This is a genomic window from Nocardioides sp. Leaf307 (assembly GCF_001423135.1).
GTDB classification, from domain to species: Bacteria; Actinomycetota; Actinomycetes; order Propionibacteriales; family Nocardioidaceae; genus Nocardioides; species Nocardioides kribbensis.
Genome location: NZ_LMNY01000002.1, coordinates 67,293 through 82,616, shown reverse-complemented (window position 1 = coordinate 82,616; position 15,324 = coordinate 67,293). Strand labels below are relative to the sequence as shown.

16 protein-coding genes are annotated in these 15,324 nt (G+C 73.8%); all 16 read left to right on the top strand.

Annotation, left to right across the window (positions count from 1 at the left end; all coding sequences use genetic code 11):
* Positions 1-8 precede the first annotated feature (8 nt).
* The 16 genes from ASF50_RS09685 to nusB all read left to right on the top strand — a co-directional run bounded on the left by ASF50_RS09685 (position 9) and on the right by nusB (position 15,299).
* Positions 9-1,106 carry an ABC transporter ATP-binding protein gene (locus ASF50_RS09685; protein ID WP_056862771.1) on the top strand — a complete coding sequence of 366 codons (1,098 nt, stop codon included), beginning with the start codon at positions 9-11 and terminating at the stop codon, positions 1,104-1,106.
* Entirely contained in the window at positions 1,106-2,329 is a 1,224-nt protein-coding gene (locus ASF50_RS09680; RefSeq protein WP_056862772.1) for an ABC transporter ATP-binding protein, read from the top strand. The genes ASF50_RS09685 and ASF50_RS09680 overlap by 1 nt, the downstream gene beginning before the upstream one ends.
* On the top strand, positions 2,316-3,692 hold the full coding sequence (locus ASF50_RS09675) for a replication-associated recombination protein A (RefSeq protein ID WP_235557627.1): 1,377 nt from the start codon (positions 2,316-2,318) through the stop codon (positions 3,690-3,692). The genes ASF50_RS09680 and ASF50_RS09675 overlap by 14 nt, the downstream gene beginning before the upstream one ends.
* Positions 3,693-3,714: 22 nt before the next feature.
* Positions 3,715-4,266: a hypothetical protein gene (locus tag ASF50_RS09670; RefSeq protein ID WP_056904367.1), complete on the top strand. Its 552-nt coding sequence runs from the start codon at positions 3,715-3,717 to the stop codon at positions 4,264-4,266.
* A 10-nt stretch (positions 4,267-4,276) separates the two neighbouring features.
* The gene (locus ASF50_RS09665; RefSeq protein WP_156718232.1) at positions 4,277-4,657 is read left to right on the top strand and encodes a DUF6167 family protein; all 381 of its coding nucleotides are present in this window, start codon (positions 4,277-4,279) and stop codon (positions 4,655-4,657) included.
* Positions 4,657-7,329, top strand: a complete 2,673-nt coding sequence (gene alaS / locus ASF50_RS09660) for an alanine--tRNA ligase (RefSeq protein WP_056904366.1) — start codon at positions 4,657-4,659, stop codon at positions 7,327-7,329. The genes ASF50_RS09665 and alaS overlap by 1 nt, the downstream gene beginning before the upstream one ends.
* Positions 7,330-7,332: 3 nt before the next feature.
* Entirely contained in the window at positions 7,333-7,827 is a 495-nt protein-coding gene (gene ruvX / locus ASF50_RS09655; protein ID WP_056904365.1) for a Holliday junction resolvase RuvX, read from the top strand.
* The gene (gene mltG / locus ASF50_RS09650; RefSeq protein ID WP_056904364.1) at positions 7,820-9,094 is read left to right on the top strand and encodes an endolytic transglycosylase MltG; all 1,275 of its coding nucleotides are present in this window, start codon (positions 7,820-7,822) and stop codon (positions 9,092-9,094) included. Before ruvX ends, mltG begins: the two co-directional genes overlap by 8 nt.
* A gap of 10 nt (positions 9,095-9,104) precedes the next feature.
* On the top strand, positions 9,105-9,944 hold the full coding sequence (locus ASF50_RS09645; RefSeq protein WP_056904363.1) for a shikimate dehydrogenase: 840 nt from the start codon (positions 9,105-9,107) through the stop codon (positions 9,942-9,944).
* Entirely contained in the window at positions 9,941-10,834 is an 894-nt protein-coding gene (locus ASF50_RS09640) for a prepilin peptidase (RefSeq protein ID WP_156718231.1), read from the top strand. The genes ASF50_RS09645 and ASF50_RS09640 overlap by 4 nt, the downstream gene beginning before the upstream one ends.
* A gap of 79 nt (positions 10,835-10,913) precedes the next feature.
* Entirely contained in the window at positions 10,914-12,092 is a 1,179-nt protein-coding gene (gene aroC / locus ASF50_RS09635; protein ID WP_200920109.1) for a chorismate synthase, read from the top strand.
* On the top strand, positions 12,089-12,610 hold the full coding sequence (locus ASF50_RS09630) for a shikimate kinase (RefSeq protein ID WP_308196067.1): 522 nt from the start codon (positions 12,089-12,091) through the stop codon (positions 12,608-12,610). The genes aroC and ASF50_RS09630 overlap by 4 nt, the downstream gene beginning before the upstream one ends.
* On the top strand, positions 12,607-13,779 hold the full coding sequence (aroB, locus tag ASF50_RS09625; protein WP_056904361.1) for a 3-dehydroquinate synthase: 1,173 nt from the start codon (positions 12,607-12,609) through the stop codon (positions 13,777-13,779). The genes ASF50_RS09630 and aroB overlap by 4 nt, the downstream gene beginning before the upstream one ends.
* Positions 13,776-14,213 (top strand): type II 3-dehydroquinate dehydratase, encoded by a 438-nt coding sequence (locus ASF50_RS09620; protein ID WP_056904360.1) that lies wholly within the window; start codon positions 13,776-13,778, stop codon positions 14,211-14,213. The genes aroB and ASF50_RS09620 overlap by 4 nt, the downstream gene beginning before the upstream one ends.
* A gap of 115 nt (positions 14,214-14,328) precedes the next feature.
* The gene (gene efp / locus ASF50_RS09615; RefSeq protein WP_056862780.1) at positions 14,329-14,892 is read left to right on the top strand and encodes an elongation factor P; all 564 of its coding nucleotides are present in this window, start codon (positions 14,329-14,331) and stop codon (positions 14,890-14,892) included.
* On the top strand, positions 14,892-15,299 hold the full coding sequence (gene nusB / locus ASF50_RS09610) for a transcription antitermination factor NusB (protein ID WP_056862781.1): 408 nt from the start codon (positions 14,892-14,894) through the stop codon (positions 15,297-15,299). The genes efp and nusB overlap by 1 nt, the downstream gene beginning before the upstream one ends.
* The last annotated feature ends 25 nt before the right edge of the window (positions 15,300-15,324 follow it).

Sequence of the window (15,324 nt, the reverse complement as noted above, 5' to 3'; positions counted from 1 at the left end):
GCACCTCGATGTCTGCCACGACCCAGACCGGTCCGGCACCCCGCCCGGCGGGGGCGGGCGAGCCGCTGCTGGTGGTCGAGGACCTCAAGGTCCACTTCCCGACCAGCGACGGCGTCGTCAAGGCCGTCGACGGCCTCAGCTACTCCGTCGAGCGCGGGAAGACCCTCGGCATCGTGGGGGAGTCGGGCTCCGGCAAGTCGGTGTCGAGCTCGGCCATCATGGGCCTCTTCCACGGCTCCAACGCGCAGGTGAGCGGTCAGATCCGCGTCGGCGGCACGGACGTGCTGCAGCTCAGCGAGAAGGAGATGCGTGGTCTGCGCGGTCGGGAGGTCTCGATGATCTTCCAGGACCCGCTCTCGGCGCTGCACCCCTACTACACGGTCGGCGCCCAGATCGTCGAGGCCTACCGCGTGCACCACGACGTCAGCAAGAAGGTCGCGCGCAAGCGGGCCGTCGAGATGCTCGACCGCGTCGGCATCCCGCAGCCCGACCAGCGCGTCGACTCCTACCCCCACCAGTTCTCCGGCGGCATGCGCCAGCGGGCGATGATCGCGATGGGCCTGGTCAACGACCCGTCGCTGCTGATCGCCGACGAGCCGACCACGGCCCTCGACGTGACCGTGCAGGCGCAGATCCTCGACCTGCTCCAGGACCTCCAGCGCGAGTTCAACTCCGCGGTCATCATCATCACCCACGACCTCGGCGTGGTGGCAGAGATGACCGACGACACCCTGGTGATGTACGCCGGTCGGGGCGTGGAGTACGGCCCGACCAAGGAGATCCTCACCCACCCCGAGATGCCCTACACCTGGGGGCTGCTGTCCAGCGTGCCCGACGTCGTGGGCGACACCTCCGCCAAGCTGATCCCGATCCCGGGCAACCCGCCGAGCCTGCTGAACCCTCCCACCGGCTGCGCGTTCCACCCGCGGTGCACCCACCGCGACAAGGTGCCCGGCGACCTGTGCACCACCACGTTGCCCGAGCTGGTGCCCGGCAACCGGTCGATGGGCCACCTCAAGCGGTGCCACCTCGCCGACCCCGAGGCCATCTACCAGACCGAGATCCTGCCTGAGATCGCGCCTGATCTCGTCGACGAGGAGCGTTGATGTCCACCACGGAGAACGGCGACCAGCTCGCCACCCGTCCCGAGCCCGTCGCGGCGCACGCGGCGTCGGAGAACCCCGAGGACGCCCGCACGCTGCTGTCGGTCGAGAACCTCAAGATGTACTTCCCGGTGAAGTCCTCCGGGCTCATCCACCGCAAGGTCGGCGACGTCCAGGCCGTCGACGGTGTCTCCTTCGAGGTCAAGGCCGGCGGCTCGCTGGGCCTGGTGGGGGAGTCGGGCTGCGGCAAGTCGACCACCGGTCGCCTCATCACCCGGCTCTACGAGCCGACCGCGGGCCACATCCGCTTCGAGGGCGAGGACATCGCCTCGGTGCCCGAGCGCAAGCTCAAGCCGCTGCGCCGCGAGATCCAGATGATCTTCCAGGACCCCTACACCTCGCTGAACCCCCGCCACACCGTCGGCTCGATCATCGGCACCCCGCTGCGCATCCACAACGTGGTGCCCGAGAAGCAGGTGCTGCCGCGGGTCAAGGAGCTCCTCGAGATCGTCGGCCTCAACCCCGAGCACTACAACCGCTTCCCCAACGAGTTCTCCGGCGGCCAGCGCCAGCGCATCGGCATCGCCCGTGCGCTGACCCTGAACCCGAAGCTGCTGGTGGCCGACGAGCCGGTCTCGGCCCTCGACGTGTCGATCCAGGCCCAGGTCATCAACCTGCTCCAGGACATCCAGCGCGAGTTCGGGGTGGCGTTCCTCTTCATCGCCCACGACTTGGCCATCGTGCGCCACTTCTGCCCCGAGGTCGCCGTGATGTACCTCGGCAAGATCGTGGAGATCGGCGACCGCGACAGCATCTACAACCAGCCGCGCCACCCCTACACCCAGGCGCTGCTCTCCGCGGTGCCCGACGTGAAGCAGGCCGCGATCGGGGGTCGCCGCGAGCGGATCCAGCTCGAGGGCGACGTGCCGAGCCCGATCAACCCTCCCTCGGGCTGCCGCTTCCGCACCCGCTGCCCCATCGCGCAGGACATCTGCGCGCGCCTCGAGCCGCCGCTGCTGCAGATCGGCAAGAAGCACAAGGTCGCCTGCCACTTCCCGGGCGCGCTGGGCCAGCACCCCAACGAGCCGCTCACCGCGGGCATGCTGGGCGTCGACCACCAGGGCAACCCCGACCCCGGGGCGAGCCCCAGCCCCGACCTGACCGACAAGCCGGGCTACGACGACACCTGGTTCGACCTGGACACCAGGACTTTTGGCCGAGCCTGAGGGCCTCTTCGACACCGGTCCGCCGTCCCCTCCCCGAGGGGGCGGCGGCTCGCTGTCGGCCCAGCAGGGCATGGCCGCGCCGCTGGCGGTGCGGATGCGCCCGCGCACGCTCGACGAGCTGGTCGGCCAGCAGCAGCTGCGCGAGCCCGGCTCGCCGCTGCGCCAGCTGATCGACGACCAGCGCTCCCTGTCGCTGCTGCTGTGGGGGCCGCCCGGCACGGGCAAGACGACGATCGCCTCCATCGTCAGCCAGTCCACCGACCGCCGCTTCGTCGAGGTCTCGGCGGTCTCGGCCGGGGTCAAGGAGGTGCGCGCGGCCATCGACGCCGCGCGCGCCGAGCTGGCCCGAGGCGGCGCGGAGACGGTGCTTTTCGTCGACGAGGTGCACCGCTTCAGCAAGGCCCAGCAGGACGCCCTGCTGCCCGGGGTGGAGAACCGCTGGGTCTCGCTGGTGGCCGCGACCACGGAGAACCCCTTCTTCAGCGTCATTTCGCCGCTGCTCTCGCGCAGCCTGCTGCTGCGCCTGGAGTCGCTGAGCGACGACGACGTGCGCGGGGTCATGGGCAGCGCGCTCACCGACGAGCGGGGGCTGGGCGGGCGCTTCACCGTCGAGGACGACGCCCTCGACCACCTCGTGCGGCTCGCCGGCGGCGACGCCCGGCGCTCGCTGACCTACCTCGAGGCGGCCACCGGCGCCGCCGCCGCCCGGGGCACGAGCGTCGTCGACCTCGCGACGGCCGAGACCGCCGTCGACCGGGCCGCGGTGCGCTACGACCGCCAGGGCGACCAGCACTACGACGTCACCAGCGCCTTCATCAAGTCGGTGCGCGGGTCCGACGCCGACGCCGCGCTGCACTACCTGGCGCGGATGATGGAGGCGGGGGAGGACCCACGCTTCATCGCCCGGCGGCTGGTCATCCTGGCCAGCGAGGACATCGGCCTGGCCGACCCCACGGCGCTGACCACCGCGGTGGCCGCCGCCCAGGCCGTGCAGCTCATCGGCATGCCCGAGGCGGGTCTCAACCTCGCCCACGCCACGATCGCGCTGGCGGTGGCCCCGAAGTCCAACGCCGTCACCACCGCGATCGCCGCCGCGAGCGCCGACGTGAAGGCGGGCAGGATCGGGCCCGTGCCCTCGCACCTGCGCGACGCGCACTACGGCGGCGCCAAGAAGCTGGGCCACGGCACGTCCTACGTCTACGCCCACGACGCCCCCTTCGGCATCGCCGAGCAGCAGTACGCCCCTGACGTCGTCGCCGACGCCAGCTACTACCAGCCCACCGACCACGGCGCCGAGGCCGCCGTGAAGGAGCGCTGGGAGCGCATCAAGCGGCTGGTGCGGGGCCGCGCTCGTGGCCGCTGACCCCGCGATAGGGTCGGTCACCATGACGCAGCAGTGGAGCACGCCGGGGTGGGCGCTGGCGGTGGTCCTCGCTCTGGGCGTGCTGCTGCTCGCCGCCCTCGTCGCGACCGGCCTGGCGCTGCGCGGCGTACGACGCTCCGCGGCGCGGGCCGAGGCGGAGGCGAGGACGGCGACCGCGCTGCTGCGCGAGCGCCTCGAGGTGCTGGAGCGCCGTGTCGACGCCCCGGCGCGGGCGCGGGCGGCGGAGGGGGAGTTCGTCATCACCCACCTCGGCGCCGACGATGAGGTCGACGAGACCACGGCACGGACGGACGGCACGTCGCCGGCCGCGCGCCCCGACGCGCCCCTCTTCGCCGACCTCGTGCTGCGCGAGTCGGTCGTGCAGGCCGCCTCGTTGGCCGCCGGCGTGCGTCGCGCCCTCGGCCCCGAGGTGCGACACCGGGTGCGGCTGGAGATGCGCCGCGAGGTCAAGCGCGCCCGCAAGCAGCGCCGCACCGACCAGCGGGAGGCGCGCCGCGTCGCGCAGGCCCGGCAGCGCGCCGGCCTCGACCTCTCGCGGGAGCCCGCGGCGTGAGGCGGGCCGCATGAGCCGGGGGCTGTGGTTCGCCGCAGGGGCCGGCGCCGGCGTGTGGGCCATGGTGCGGGGGCGCCGCGTGGCCGAGGCCCTCACGGTCGACGGCATGCGCGACCGGGTCGGCGCCGCCGTGGTCGGGGCCCGGATCCTGCGCGACGAGGTCGCCCAGGGCCGCGCCGACGCCGAGCCCGCCGTGCGGGCCCGGGTGGGCGGGGCGCTCCAGGGGTCCGCCCGCCCGGAGCTCAGCGCCCCGCCGCCCGTCGCGGACCCGGCGGCCGGCACCCCCACCGGCACCGGCACAGACCGGAGCACCGACACAGACCCGAGCACCGACACCGCCGCCCGCGCGACCAGCGCGGACCGGCACCACCCAGGACAGGAAGGCAGCTGATGGAGACCGCGGAGATTCGCCGGAGGTTCCTCGCGCACTTCGAGCGCGCGGGCCACACCCCCGTCCCGTCGGCGTCGCTGCTGCTCGACGACCCCAACCTGCTCTTCGTCAACGCCGGCATGGTGCCCTTCAAGCCGTACTTCCTCGGCCAGGAGACCCCGCCCTACGACAAGGCGACCAGCGTGCAGAAGTGCGTGCGCACCCCCGACATCGAGGACGTCGGCAAGACCACCCGCCACGGCACGTTCTTCGAGATGTGCGGCAACTTCTCCTTCGGCGACTACTTCAAGGAGCGGGCCATCGAGCTGGCCTGGGACCTGGTCACCAAGCCCCAGTCCGACGGCGGCTGGGGCTTCGACGAGGCCAGGCTCTACCCCAGCGTCTACGTCGACGACCCCGAGGCCGTCGCGCTGTGGCGCAAGATCACCGGACTGCCCGACGACCGGATCGCGCGGCTGGGCAAGTCGGAGAACTACTGGTCGATGGGCGTGCCCGGCCCCGGCGGCCCGTGCTCGGAGATCCTCATCGACCGCGGCCCCGCCTACGGCGCCGACGGCGACTTCTCCGCCGAGGACCGCTACCTGGAGTTCTGGAACCTGGTCTTCATGCAGGACGAGCTCTCCGCGGTGCGCTCGAAGGAGGACTTCGACATCGCGGGCTCGCTGCCGAAGAAGAACATCGACACCGGCATGGGCCTCGAGCGCGTCGCGTTCATGACCCAGGGCGTCGAGAACATGTACGAGATCGACGTCATGTTCCCCGTGATCCGGATGGCCGAGCAGCTCACCGGGCGCCGCTACGGTGCCGACCCGGTCGACGACGTGCGCTTCCGGGTCGTGGCCGACCACGTGCGCAGCGGCATGATGCTCATCGGCGACGGCGTGACCCCGGGCAACGAGGCCCGCGGCTACGTGCTGCGCCGGCTGCTGCGGCGGGCCGTGCGCTCGATGCGGCTGCTGGGCTACGAGGACCCGGCGCTGCCCGAGCTGATGCCGGTCAGCCGCGACAAGATGGGCGAGACCTACACCGACCTCCACACCGACTGGGACCGCATCTCCCGGGTGGCCTTCGCCGAGGAGGAGGCCTTCCGCAAGACCCTCCAGGCCGGCACCCACATCTTCGACCTGGCCGCGGGTCAGGTGAAGCAGGCCGGCGGCACCCGCCTGGCCGGTGACCAGGCCTTCGCGCTGCACGACACCTACGGCTTCCCGATCGACCTGACGCTGGAGATGGCCTCCGAGGCCGGGCTGAGCGTCGACGAGGAGGGCTTCCGCGCCCTCATGGGCGAGCAGCGCCAGCGCGCCAAGGACGACGCGCGCTCCAAGAAGGGCCAGCACGCCGACACCGGGGTCTACCGCGGGATCCTCGACGGTCACGGCCCCACGGAGTGGCTGGCCTACGAGACCCTCGAGACCGAGTCGCGCGTCCTGGCCGTCCTCGCCGGCGGCGTCGGCGTGCCGGTGCTGCGCGAGGGCGAGGTCGGCGAGGTCGTGCTCGACCGCACGCCCTTCTACGCCGAGTCGGGAGGGCAGGTCGCCGACGCCGGGCGGCTCGTCGCCGACGGTGCGCTGCTCGAGGTGCTCGACGTCCAGCGCCCGGTGCGCGGCCTCGTCGTCCACCAGGTGCGGGTGCTCGAGGGCGAGCTGGTGCAGGACGCCACCCTCCACGCCCGCGTCGACCCCGCCTGGCGCACCGGCGCGCGGCAGGCGCACTCCGGCACGCACGTGGTCCACGCCGCCCTGCGCGAGGTGCTCGGCCCCTCGGCGCTGCAGTCGGGCTCCTACAACCGCCCGGGCTACCTGCGCCTCGACTTCGGCTGGACCACCGCGCTCGACCCCGACCAGGTCCGACAGATCGAGCAGGTCTCCAACGCCGCGCTGCGCGCCGACCTGCCCGTCGGCTGGCAGTACATGACCCTGCCCGAGGCCAAGGACTGGGGCGCCATCGCGCTCTTCGGCGAGACCTACGACAACACCAAGGTCCGTGTCGTCGAGATCGGCGGCCCCTGGTCACGCGAGCTGTGCGGCGGCACCCACGTCGACCACTCCTCCCAGATCGGCACGATCGTGGTGACCGGTGAGGCGTCGGTGGGATCGGGCAACCGCCGCATCGAGGCCCACACCGGCATCGAGGGCTTCGACTACCTCGCGCGCGAGCGCGACGTCGTCGGCCAGCTGACCACCCTGCTCAAGACCCGGCCCGACGACCTGGTCGGACGCGTCGGCGACCTCGTCGAGCGGCTGCGCGCCGCCGAGAAGGAGGTCGAGAAGGCCCGGCTCGCCCAGCTCCTCGCCGGCGGCGAGACCATCGCCGCCCAGGCCAGGCAGGTCGGGCCGGTGCACGTCGTGGCCCACCGTGTCGACGGCGCCGGGGGTGGCGACGCGCGGACCCTGGCCATGGACGTGCGCGGCCGGCTGCCCCAGGGCGAGCCCGGCGTGGTGGTCGTGATCGGTGTCGTCGACGACAAGGTCGCCGTCGTCGCCGCCACCAACGACGCCGCGCGCGAGCGCGGCCTCTCCGCCAACGACCTGGTCCGCGCCGTCGGCCCGCTGGTCGGGGGCAAGGGCGGCGGCAAGGCCGACGTCGCGCAGGGCGGCGGCACCGACGCCTCCCGCGTCGACGAGGCCCTCGACCTGGTCGTCGCCGAGGTCGGCCGCACGGCAGGAGCCTGAGCCGTGCGCCACGGAGTCAGGCTCGGCATCGACCCGGGCGACGCCCGGATCGGTGTCGCCCGCAGCGACCCGACCGGCTTCCTGGCCACGCCGGTGGAGACGGTCAAGCGGGGCCGGGGCGACCTGGCCCGCCTCGCGGCCATCATCGCCGAGATCGGCGAGGACTCCGAGGTGCTCGAGGTGGTCGCCGGCCTGCCGCGGTCGCTGTCGGGCGGGGAGGGTCCGGCCGCGGCCAAGACCCGGGCGTGGGCGGCGACGCTGGCCCGCCGTGTGGCCCCGGTGCGGGTGAGGCTGGTCGACGAGCGGCTCACCACCGTGTCGGCGGAGGCTATGCTGCGCGGCAGCCCAGGGGGCGTCCGCAAGGGCCCCAAGCAGCGGTCCGTGGTCGACCAGGCCGCGGCGGTGCTGATCTTGCAGCACGCACTGGACACCGAGCGCGCCACCGGGAACCCTCCCGGCGAGCTCCTCGGTGACGACGTCGAGGAGCAGCATGAGTGAGCACGACCGCGACCCCGCGGACGGCGCCCCCAGGGACGCGGCCCCGGACGACGGTGCGGCCCACGCAGCGGCGTACCCCGAGCAGCCCGAGCACCCCGAGCACCCCGAGCACGACGACTCCCCGCTGCCGCTGAGCAGCGCCCCCGACCTCGGCGGGCGACGTCGCAAGAAGCGCAGCCGGCTGCCCGGCTGCCTCGCGGTGCTGGTGGCGCTGGCCGTGCTCGTGGGCGGCGGCTACCTGGTCTACGACCGGGCCAGCAGCTTCATCGCCGACCAGTTCAGCGACCCCGAGGACTTCGAGGGCCCCGGCTCGGGGCGCGTGCAGTTCGAGGTCGCCTCCGGCGACAGCTCCACCCAGATCTGCCGCAACCTCAAGGACGAGGGCGTCGTGGCCTCGGTCGACGCCTGCGTCGGCGCCGCCACCGACGACCCCGACTCCGCGGCCATCCAGGCCGGCTTCTACCGGCTCAAGGAGGAGATGTCCTCGGCCGACGCCATCGACGTGCTCGTCGACCCGGCCAACGTCATCACCGACTCCGTCACCATCCCCGAGGGCCTGCGCGTCGTCGACATCGTGGCGATCCTTGCCGAGCAGACCAAGGTCACCACCGCCGAGCTCGAGGCCGTGCTCGACGACCGGCGCCTGCTCGCCGACCTCGGGCTGCCCGACTACGCCGAGGGCAACCCCGAGGGCTACCTCTTCCCCTCGACCTACGCCTTCGCGCCGCGCGAGGACGCCGAGGGCATGGTGCAGGCGATGCTCACCCGGTGGCGCCAGGCCGCCGACGACGCCGACCTCGAGGCCTCGGCCCAGCGGCTCGGCATCAGCCCCCAGGAGCTGATGACCATCGCCAGCCTCGTCGAGGCCGAGGGCCGCGGCGACGACATGCCCAAGGTGGCACGGGTCATTTACAACCGGCTCAGCCCCGACAACGACGAGACCGCCGGTCTGCTGCAGATCGACGCCACGGTCAACTACGCCCTCGGTGAGTCGGGCATCGCCCGCCTCACCACCGACGAGATCGCGTCGGTGGCCGACTCGCCGTACAACACCTACGAGCAGCCCGGCCTGCCGCCGACCCCGATCGAGGCGCCCGGCGACGCCGCCATCGCGGCGGCCGCCGCGCCGGCCGAGGGCGACTGGCTCTACTACGTCACGGTCGACCTGCGCACCGGGGAGACCAAGTTCGCCGACACCTACGACGAGTTCCTGGTCTACGAGGCGGAGTTCGACGAGTACTGCGCCACCCAGTCCGACCGCTGCTGAGGCGTCCCGGATGCGCTGCGCCGTCGTCGGCGACCCCGTCGGTCACTCGCTCTCGCCCGTCCTGCACCGGGCGGCCTACGCCGCGCTCGGCCTGGACTGGACCTACGAGGCCGTGCGCGTCGCCTCCGGCACGCTGCCGGAGGTGCTCGCGGGCCTCGACGACTCGTGGCGCGGGCTGTCGCTCACCATGCCGCTCAAGCGCGAGGTGATGGCCCTGGCCGTCGGCGCCCGCGGCGAGGTCACCGAGCGGGCCCGGCTGGTGGGCGCCGCCAACACCCTGCTGGTCGACGAGCCCCGACTGCGCGCCGACAACACCGACCTCCCCGGCGCCGTCGCGGCGGTGCGCGAGCGGTGGGACGGCGAGGTGACACGGGCCGTCGTGCTCGGCGGGGGCGCCACGGCCGCGTCCACCGGGCTCGCCGCCTGCGAGCTGGGCGCCCGCGAGGTCGTGGTGCTCGCGCGCACCCCGGAGCGCGCCACCGAGACGGTCGACGCGATCCGCCGCCACCCCGGCGGGGCCCACGTGAGGGTGCTGCCCCTCGCCACACCGGCCGAGGAGGTCGGCCCCGCCGAGCTGGTGGTCTCCACCGTGCCCGCGGCCGCCCAGACCCCCGACCTGGTGCTGCGCTGGGCCCGCACGCCGGTCGTCTTCGAGGTCGTCTACGACCCGTGGCCGACGCCCCTCGCCGCGGCCGCGGCCGCCGCCGACGGCACGGTGCTGGTGGCCGGCCTCGACCTGCTGGTGCACCAGGCCGCCCTCCAGGTCGAGTTCATGACCGGACGCCTCGGCCCCGTCGACGTCATGCGCGCCGCGGGCGCGGCCGCGCTCGCCGCGCGGGCACCGGCGTGAGCGACGCCGCCGCCGAGCTCCTCGTCGTGGCCCTCGCCGTCCTCGGCTGCGGTCTCGCCGGGCTGGGCGTGCCCGCGCTGATCCGGGCGCTGCCCGAGCCCCCCGCCCCCGCGTCAGCCGCGGATCCCCCTGCCGGTCCCTCTGCTGATCCCTCTGTCGATCCCTCGGCCGATCCCCCCGCAGCTCCTGCGACCGGGACCCTCGTGGGCGCGGAGGCCCCGCACGGGTCGACCACCGGGTCCGGACCCGCGAGCGCCGCCCGGCCCGCCGAGCCGCCCAAGCCGCTCTACGTCGACCTCGCGGCACGTCCCCACCTGGGCCCGTGGGTGGCCCTCGTCTCCGCCATGGCCGGCGGCCTGGTCGCCCGGGCCGTGCTCGGTGACGGGCTGACCGAGGACACCGCGTGGGCCCTGGCCTACGCGCTGCCGGTCGTGCCGCTGTGCGTCGCCCTGGCCTACGTCGACGGCCACACCCGCCTGCTGCCCTCGCGCCTCGTGCTCCCGGCGACCGGGGCGCTGGTGCTGCTCGCGCTGGGGGAGTGGGCGGCCACCGGCGAGCACGACGCGGTCCTGCGCGCGGGCGTCGGCCTGCTCGTGGCGCGGTCCCTCTACTGGCTGCTGTGGGCCGTGCACTCCGCCGGCATGGGCTTCGGCGACGTGCGCCTGGCCGCGCTGCTCGGGCTCGTGCTCGGCCGCCTCGGCGTCGCCGAGCTCGTCGTCGGCGTCTACGCCGGCTTCCTCGTCTTCGGCCTGCCGGGTCTCGTGCTCGCCCTCGTGCGCCGCGACCGGGCCCTGCTCAAGGCCGCCTACCCCTTCGGGCCGTTCATGGTGGTGGGCGCGCTGATCGGCGCGCTGACCGGACCCGCCGTGATCGACGCCCTGCTGCGCTGACGCGGGAGCGCTGCGGGGGCCGGTCTCGGGACGCGACGGGGGTCGTCGGCCTCGCGCAGCGCCGTGGGACACTGCCGTCATGCTGCGTTGGCTCACCGCGGGCGAGTCCCACGGCCCCTCCCTGGTCGCCGTCCTGGAAGGGCTCCCCGCCCACGTCCAGGTCACGAGCGACGACATCGCCGACTCCCTGGCCCGCCGCCGTCTCGGCTACGGCCGCGGCGCGCGGATGAAGTTCGAGCAGGACCAGGTGACGATCACCGGTGGCGTGCGCCACGGGGAGACCCAGGGCGGACCGGTCGCGATCATCGTCGGCAACACCGAGTGGCCCAAGTGGGAGAAGGTCATGTCGGCCGACCCGGTCGACGCCGAGGAGCTGGCCTCGCTGGCCCGCAACGCGCCGCTCACCCGGCCCCGTCCCGGTCACGCCGACCTGGCGGGCATGCAGAAGTACGACTTCCCCGACGCCCGCCCGATCCTGGAGCGGGCCTCGGCCCGCGAGACCGCCGCCCGGGTCGCGCTCGGCCGCGTGGCCAGCAACTTCCTGGCCCAGGCCTGCGGCGCGACCATCCTCTCCCACGTCATCGAGCTCGGCGGCGTGCGCGCCCCCGACGGGCTGTGGCCGGGCGAGGGCGACCTCGAGCGCCTCGACGCCGACCCCGTGCGCTGCCTCGACCCCGCGACCAGCGAGGCGATGGTGGCGCGCATCGACCAGGCCCACAAGGACGGCGACACCCTCGGCGGCGTCGTCGAGGTGGTCGTGCACGGGCTCCCGCCGGGCCTGGGCTCCCACGTCCACTGGGACCGGCGCCTCGACTCGCGCCTGGCCGGAGCGCTCATGGGCATCCAGGCCATCAAGGGCGTCGAGGTCGGCGACGGCTTCGCCCTGGCCGCCACCCCCGGGTCGCTGGCCCACGACGAGATCGTGCCCACGCCCGAGGGCATCCGCCGTACGAGCGGCCGCTCCGGGGGCACCGAGGGCGGCATGACCACCGGCGAGGTGCTGCGCGTGCGCGCGGCCATGAAGCCGATCGCCACCGTGCCCCGCGCGCTGCGCACCGTCGACGTCGCCACCGGCGAGGAGGCGGTGGCCCACCACCAGCGCTCCGACGTCTGCGCCGTGCCGGCCGCCGGCATCGTCGCGGAGGCCATGGTCGCCCTCGTCGTGGCCGAGGCGCTGCTGGAGAAGTTCGGCGGCGACGCGCTGTCGGAGACCCGGCGCAACGTCGAGACCTACCTCGACGCGCTGACCTACCGGTGAGCGCAGGCAGCCCCGCCGTCCGTCCCCGCGTCGTGCTCGTGGGGCCCATGGGCGCGGGCAAGACCACCGTCGCCGACCTGCTGGGCGCCCGGTGGGGCGTCGGTGTCCGCGACACCGACCGTGACGTCGAGGCCGCCGAGCAGCGCGCGATCTCCGACATCTTCGTCGACGACGGGGAGCAGCACTTCCGCGACCTCGAGGCCGCGGCCGTCGCCGCCGCGCTCGCCGAGCACCCCGGCGTGCTGGCCCTCGGCGGGGGAGCGGTGCTGCGCGAGGACACCCGCGCCCTGCTCGCCGGCCACGTGGTCGTCTTCCTGCGCGTGGGGCTCGCCGACGCGGCCTCCCGGGTCGGCCTCGGGGTCGCCCGACCGATGCTCATGGGCAACGTGCGCGGACGGATGAAGCAGCTGCTCGAGGAGCGCACGCCCGTCTACGAGGCCGTCGCCACCCACGTCGTCGACACCGACGCCCGCACCCCCGACCAGGTCGCTGACGCGATCGAGGAGCTCCTGCCGTGACCGACCCGACCGACGGCCCGACCGACGACCCCACCCGACCGTCCGACGCGACGGTGCTGCACGTCGGCGGCGCTTCGCCCTACGACGTGGTGGTGGGCCACCGGGTCACCGACCGCCTCCACGACCTGCTCGGCCCCGGTGTGCAGCGCGTGGCGTTCCTCTACGCCGGAGCCCTCGGCGAGCTCGCCCAGCCCGTCGTCGACGCGCTGCGGCCCCACCACGACGTCCTGGCGCTGGGCCTGCCCGAGGGCGAGGCCGCCAAGACCGCCGGCGTGCTGGTCGACGTCTGGGAGGCGCTCGGCGCGGCGGGCTTCACCCGCTCCGACGCCGTCGTCACCTTCGGCGGCGGCGCCACCACCGACCTGGGCGGCTTCGTCGCAGCCAGCTGGCTGCGCGGCGTGCGGGTCGTGCACGTGCCGACCACGCTGCTGGCGATGGTCGACGCCGCCGTGGGCGGCAAGACCGGCATCAACACCGCGGCGGGCAAGAACCTCGTCGGCGCCTTCCACGAGCCCGCCGGCGTGCTGTGCGACCTGGCCCTGCTCGAGGGGCTGCCCCGCGAGGAGCTCGTCGCAGGGCTCGGCGAGGTCGTCAAGTGCGGCTTCGTGGCCGACCCGGTCATCCTGGACCTGGTGGAGGCCACCGACCCCGCCGACCTCGTCGCGGGCTCGCCGGTGCTGCGCGAGCTCGTCGAGCGCGCCATCCGCGTCAAGGTCGACGTCGTCGTGACCGACCTGCGCGAGACCGGCGGGGCCGACGGCCACCCCGGTCGCGAGGTGCTCAACTACGGCCACACCCTGGGCCACGCCATCGAGCGCGCCGAGGGCTACGCCATCCGTCACGGCGAGGCCGTGGCGATCGGCTGCGTGTTCGTCGCCGAGCTGGCGCACCGGGCGGGCAGTCTCCCGGCAGCCGTCGTCGAGCGGCACCGCAACGTGCTCGCCCGGGTCGGCCTGCCCACCGGCTACGCCGGGGCGGCGTACGACGACCTGCTGGCCACGATGCGGGTGGACAAGAAGACGCGCGGCGACCAGCTGCGCTTCGTGGTGCTCGACGACGTCGCGCGACCGCGCGTGCTCGCCGGGCCCTCCGACGCCGACCTGCGGGCGGCCTTCGCCGCCGTCACGACCGACGCGGGGAGCGCGGCCACCACGGGGGAGCGCGCATGAGCGTCCTCGTGCTCAACGGGCCCAACCTCGGCCGGCTCGGCAAGCGTCAGCCGGAGATCTACGGCTCCACCACCCACGCCGAGCTCGCCACGCTGTGCGTCGGGTGGGGCCGCGACCTCGGGCTCGAGGTCGAGGTGCGCCAGACCAACCACGAGGGCGTGATGGTCGACTGGCTCAACGCCGCGGCCGACGACGGCCACCCGGTGGTGCTCAACGCCGCGGCGTGGACGCACTACTCCTACGCCGTCTACGACGCCTGCGCCCAGCTGACCGCACCCCTGGTGGAGGTGCACATCTCCGACCCCCACGCCCGGCCCGAGGAGTTCCGCCACCACTCGGTGGTCACCCCGCACGCCGTCGAGGTGGTCAAGGGCCTCGGTGTCGACGGCTACCGCGTGGCGCTCGAGGTCGTCGCGCGCAGCAGCGCCGGCTGACCGGCCCCACCGCCGAGTGCGGGGCTGCGGCCCGCGCCCGGTAGACTCAGGCGTTCGTCCGAGACGCCTCGGGCGACGCTCCGACTCCCCGACGCAGTGAGGCTGAACCGCGCAGATGGCATCGACCAACGACCTCAAGAACGGCATGGTTCTCAACATCGACGGTCAGCTCTGGGCTGTCGTCGAGTTCCAGCACGTGAAGCCCGGCAAGGGCCCCGCCTTCGTGCGCACCAAGCTGCGCAACGTCGAGTCGGGCAAGAACGTCGACAAGACCTTCAACGCCGGCACCAAGGTCGAGACCGCGACCGTCGACCGCCGCACCATGCAGTACCTCTACAACGACGGCACCTCGTTCGTCTTCATGGACGTCGCCACCTACGACCAGCTCGAGGTCGCCCCGGAGATCCTCGGCGACGGCGCGAACTTCCTCCTGGAGAACCAGGAGGCCATCGTGGCCACCAACGAGGGCCGCGTGCTCTTCGTCGAGCTCCCCGCCTCGGTCGAGCTCGTCATCACCTTCACCGAGCCCGGCCTGGCCGGTGACAGCGCCACCGGCCGCACCAAGCCGGCCACGCTCGAGACCGGCCATGAGATCCAGGTGCCGCTGTTCATCAACCAGGGCGAGAAGGTCAAGGTCGACACCCGCGACTCCTCCTACCTCGGTCGCGTCAAGTCCTGATGGCGGCCCGCTCCAAGGCCCGCAAGCGGGCGCTGGACGTGCTCTTCGCCGCCGAGATGCGCAGCGAGGCTCCCCTGGAGCACCTCGAGCGCGCCGTCGCCGACGGCGAGGGCCCGCAGCACGCCTACACCGGTGAGCTGGTGCGCGGCGTGGTCGAGCACCAGGCGCGCATCGACGAGCTGCTCGCGACCTACTCCGAGGGCTGGACCCTCGACCGGATGCCGGCCGTCGACCGCAACGTGCTGCGCCTGGGCGTCTTCGAGCTGCTGTGGGCCGACGACGTGCCCGACCCGGTCGCCGTCTCCGAGGCCATGGCCCTGGTGCGCGACCTGTCGACCGACGAGTCGCCGTCCTTCGTCAACGGCGTCCTGGGCGCGGTCATGCGCGACAAGGCCTCCCTGGTCTGAGCGCCATGACCGCCCTCGGCGGCCG

Excerpts from the sequence above, each read along its gene's own strand:
- aroC (WP_200920109.1), top strand. The coding sequence starts at position 10,914 with ATGCTGCGTTGGCTCACCGCGGGCGAGTCCCACGGCCCCTCCCTGGTC.
- mltG (WP_056904364.1), top strand. The coding sequence starts at position 7,820 with ATGAGTGAGCACGACCGCGACCCCGCGGACGGCGCCCCCAGGGACGCG.
- ASF50_RS09645 (WP_056904363.1), top strand. The coding sequence starts at position 9,105 with ATGCGCTGCGCCGTCGTCGGCGACCCCGTCGGTCACTCGCTCTCGCCC.
- ASF50_RS09680 (WP_056862772.1), top strand. The coding sequence starts at position 1,106 with ATGTCCACCACGGAGAACGGCGACCAGCTCGCCACCCGTCCCGAGCCC.
- ASF50_RS09665 (WP_156718232.1), top strand. The coding sequence starts at position 4,277 with ATGAGCCGGGGGCTGTGGTTCGCCGCAGGGGCCGGCGCCGGCGTGTGG.
- ASF50_RS09620 (WP_056904360.1), top strand. The coding sequence starts at position 13,776 with ATGAGCGTCCTCGTGCTCAACGGGCCCAACCTCGGCCGGCTCGGCAAG.
- nusB (WP_056862781.1), top strand. The coding sequence starts at position 14,892 with ATGGCGGCCCGCTCCAAGGCCCGCAAGCGGGCGCTGGACGTGCTCTTC.
- ASF50_RS09685 (WP_056862771.1), top strand. The coding sequence starts at position 9 with ATGTCTGCCACGACCCAGACCGGTCCGGCACCCCGCCCGGCGGGGGCG.
- alaS (WP_056904366.1), top strand. The coding sequence starts at position 4,657 with ATGGAGACCGCGGAGATTCGCCGGAGGTTCCTCGCGCACTTCGAGCGC.
- ASF50_RS09670 (WP_056904367.1), top strand. The coding sequence starts at position 3,715 with ATGACGCAGCAGTGGAGCACGCCGGGGTGGGCGCTGGCGGTGGTCCTC.
- efp (WP_056862780.1), top strand. The coding sequence starts at position 14,329 with ATGGCATCGACCAACGACCTCAAGAACGGCATGGTTCTCAACATCGAC.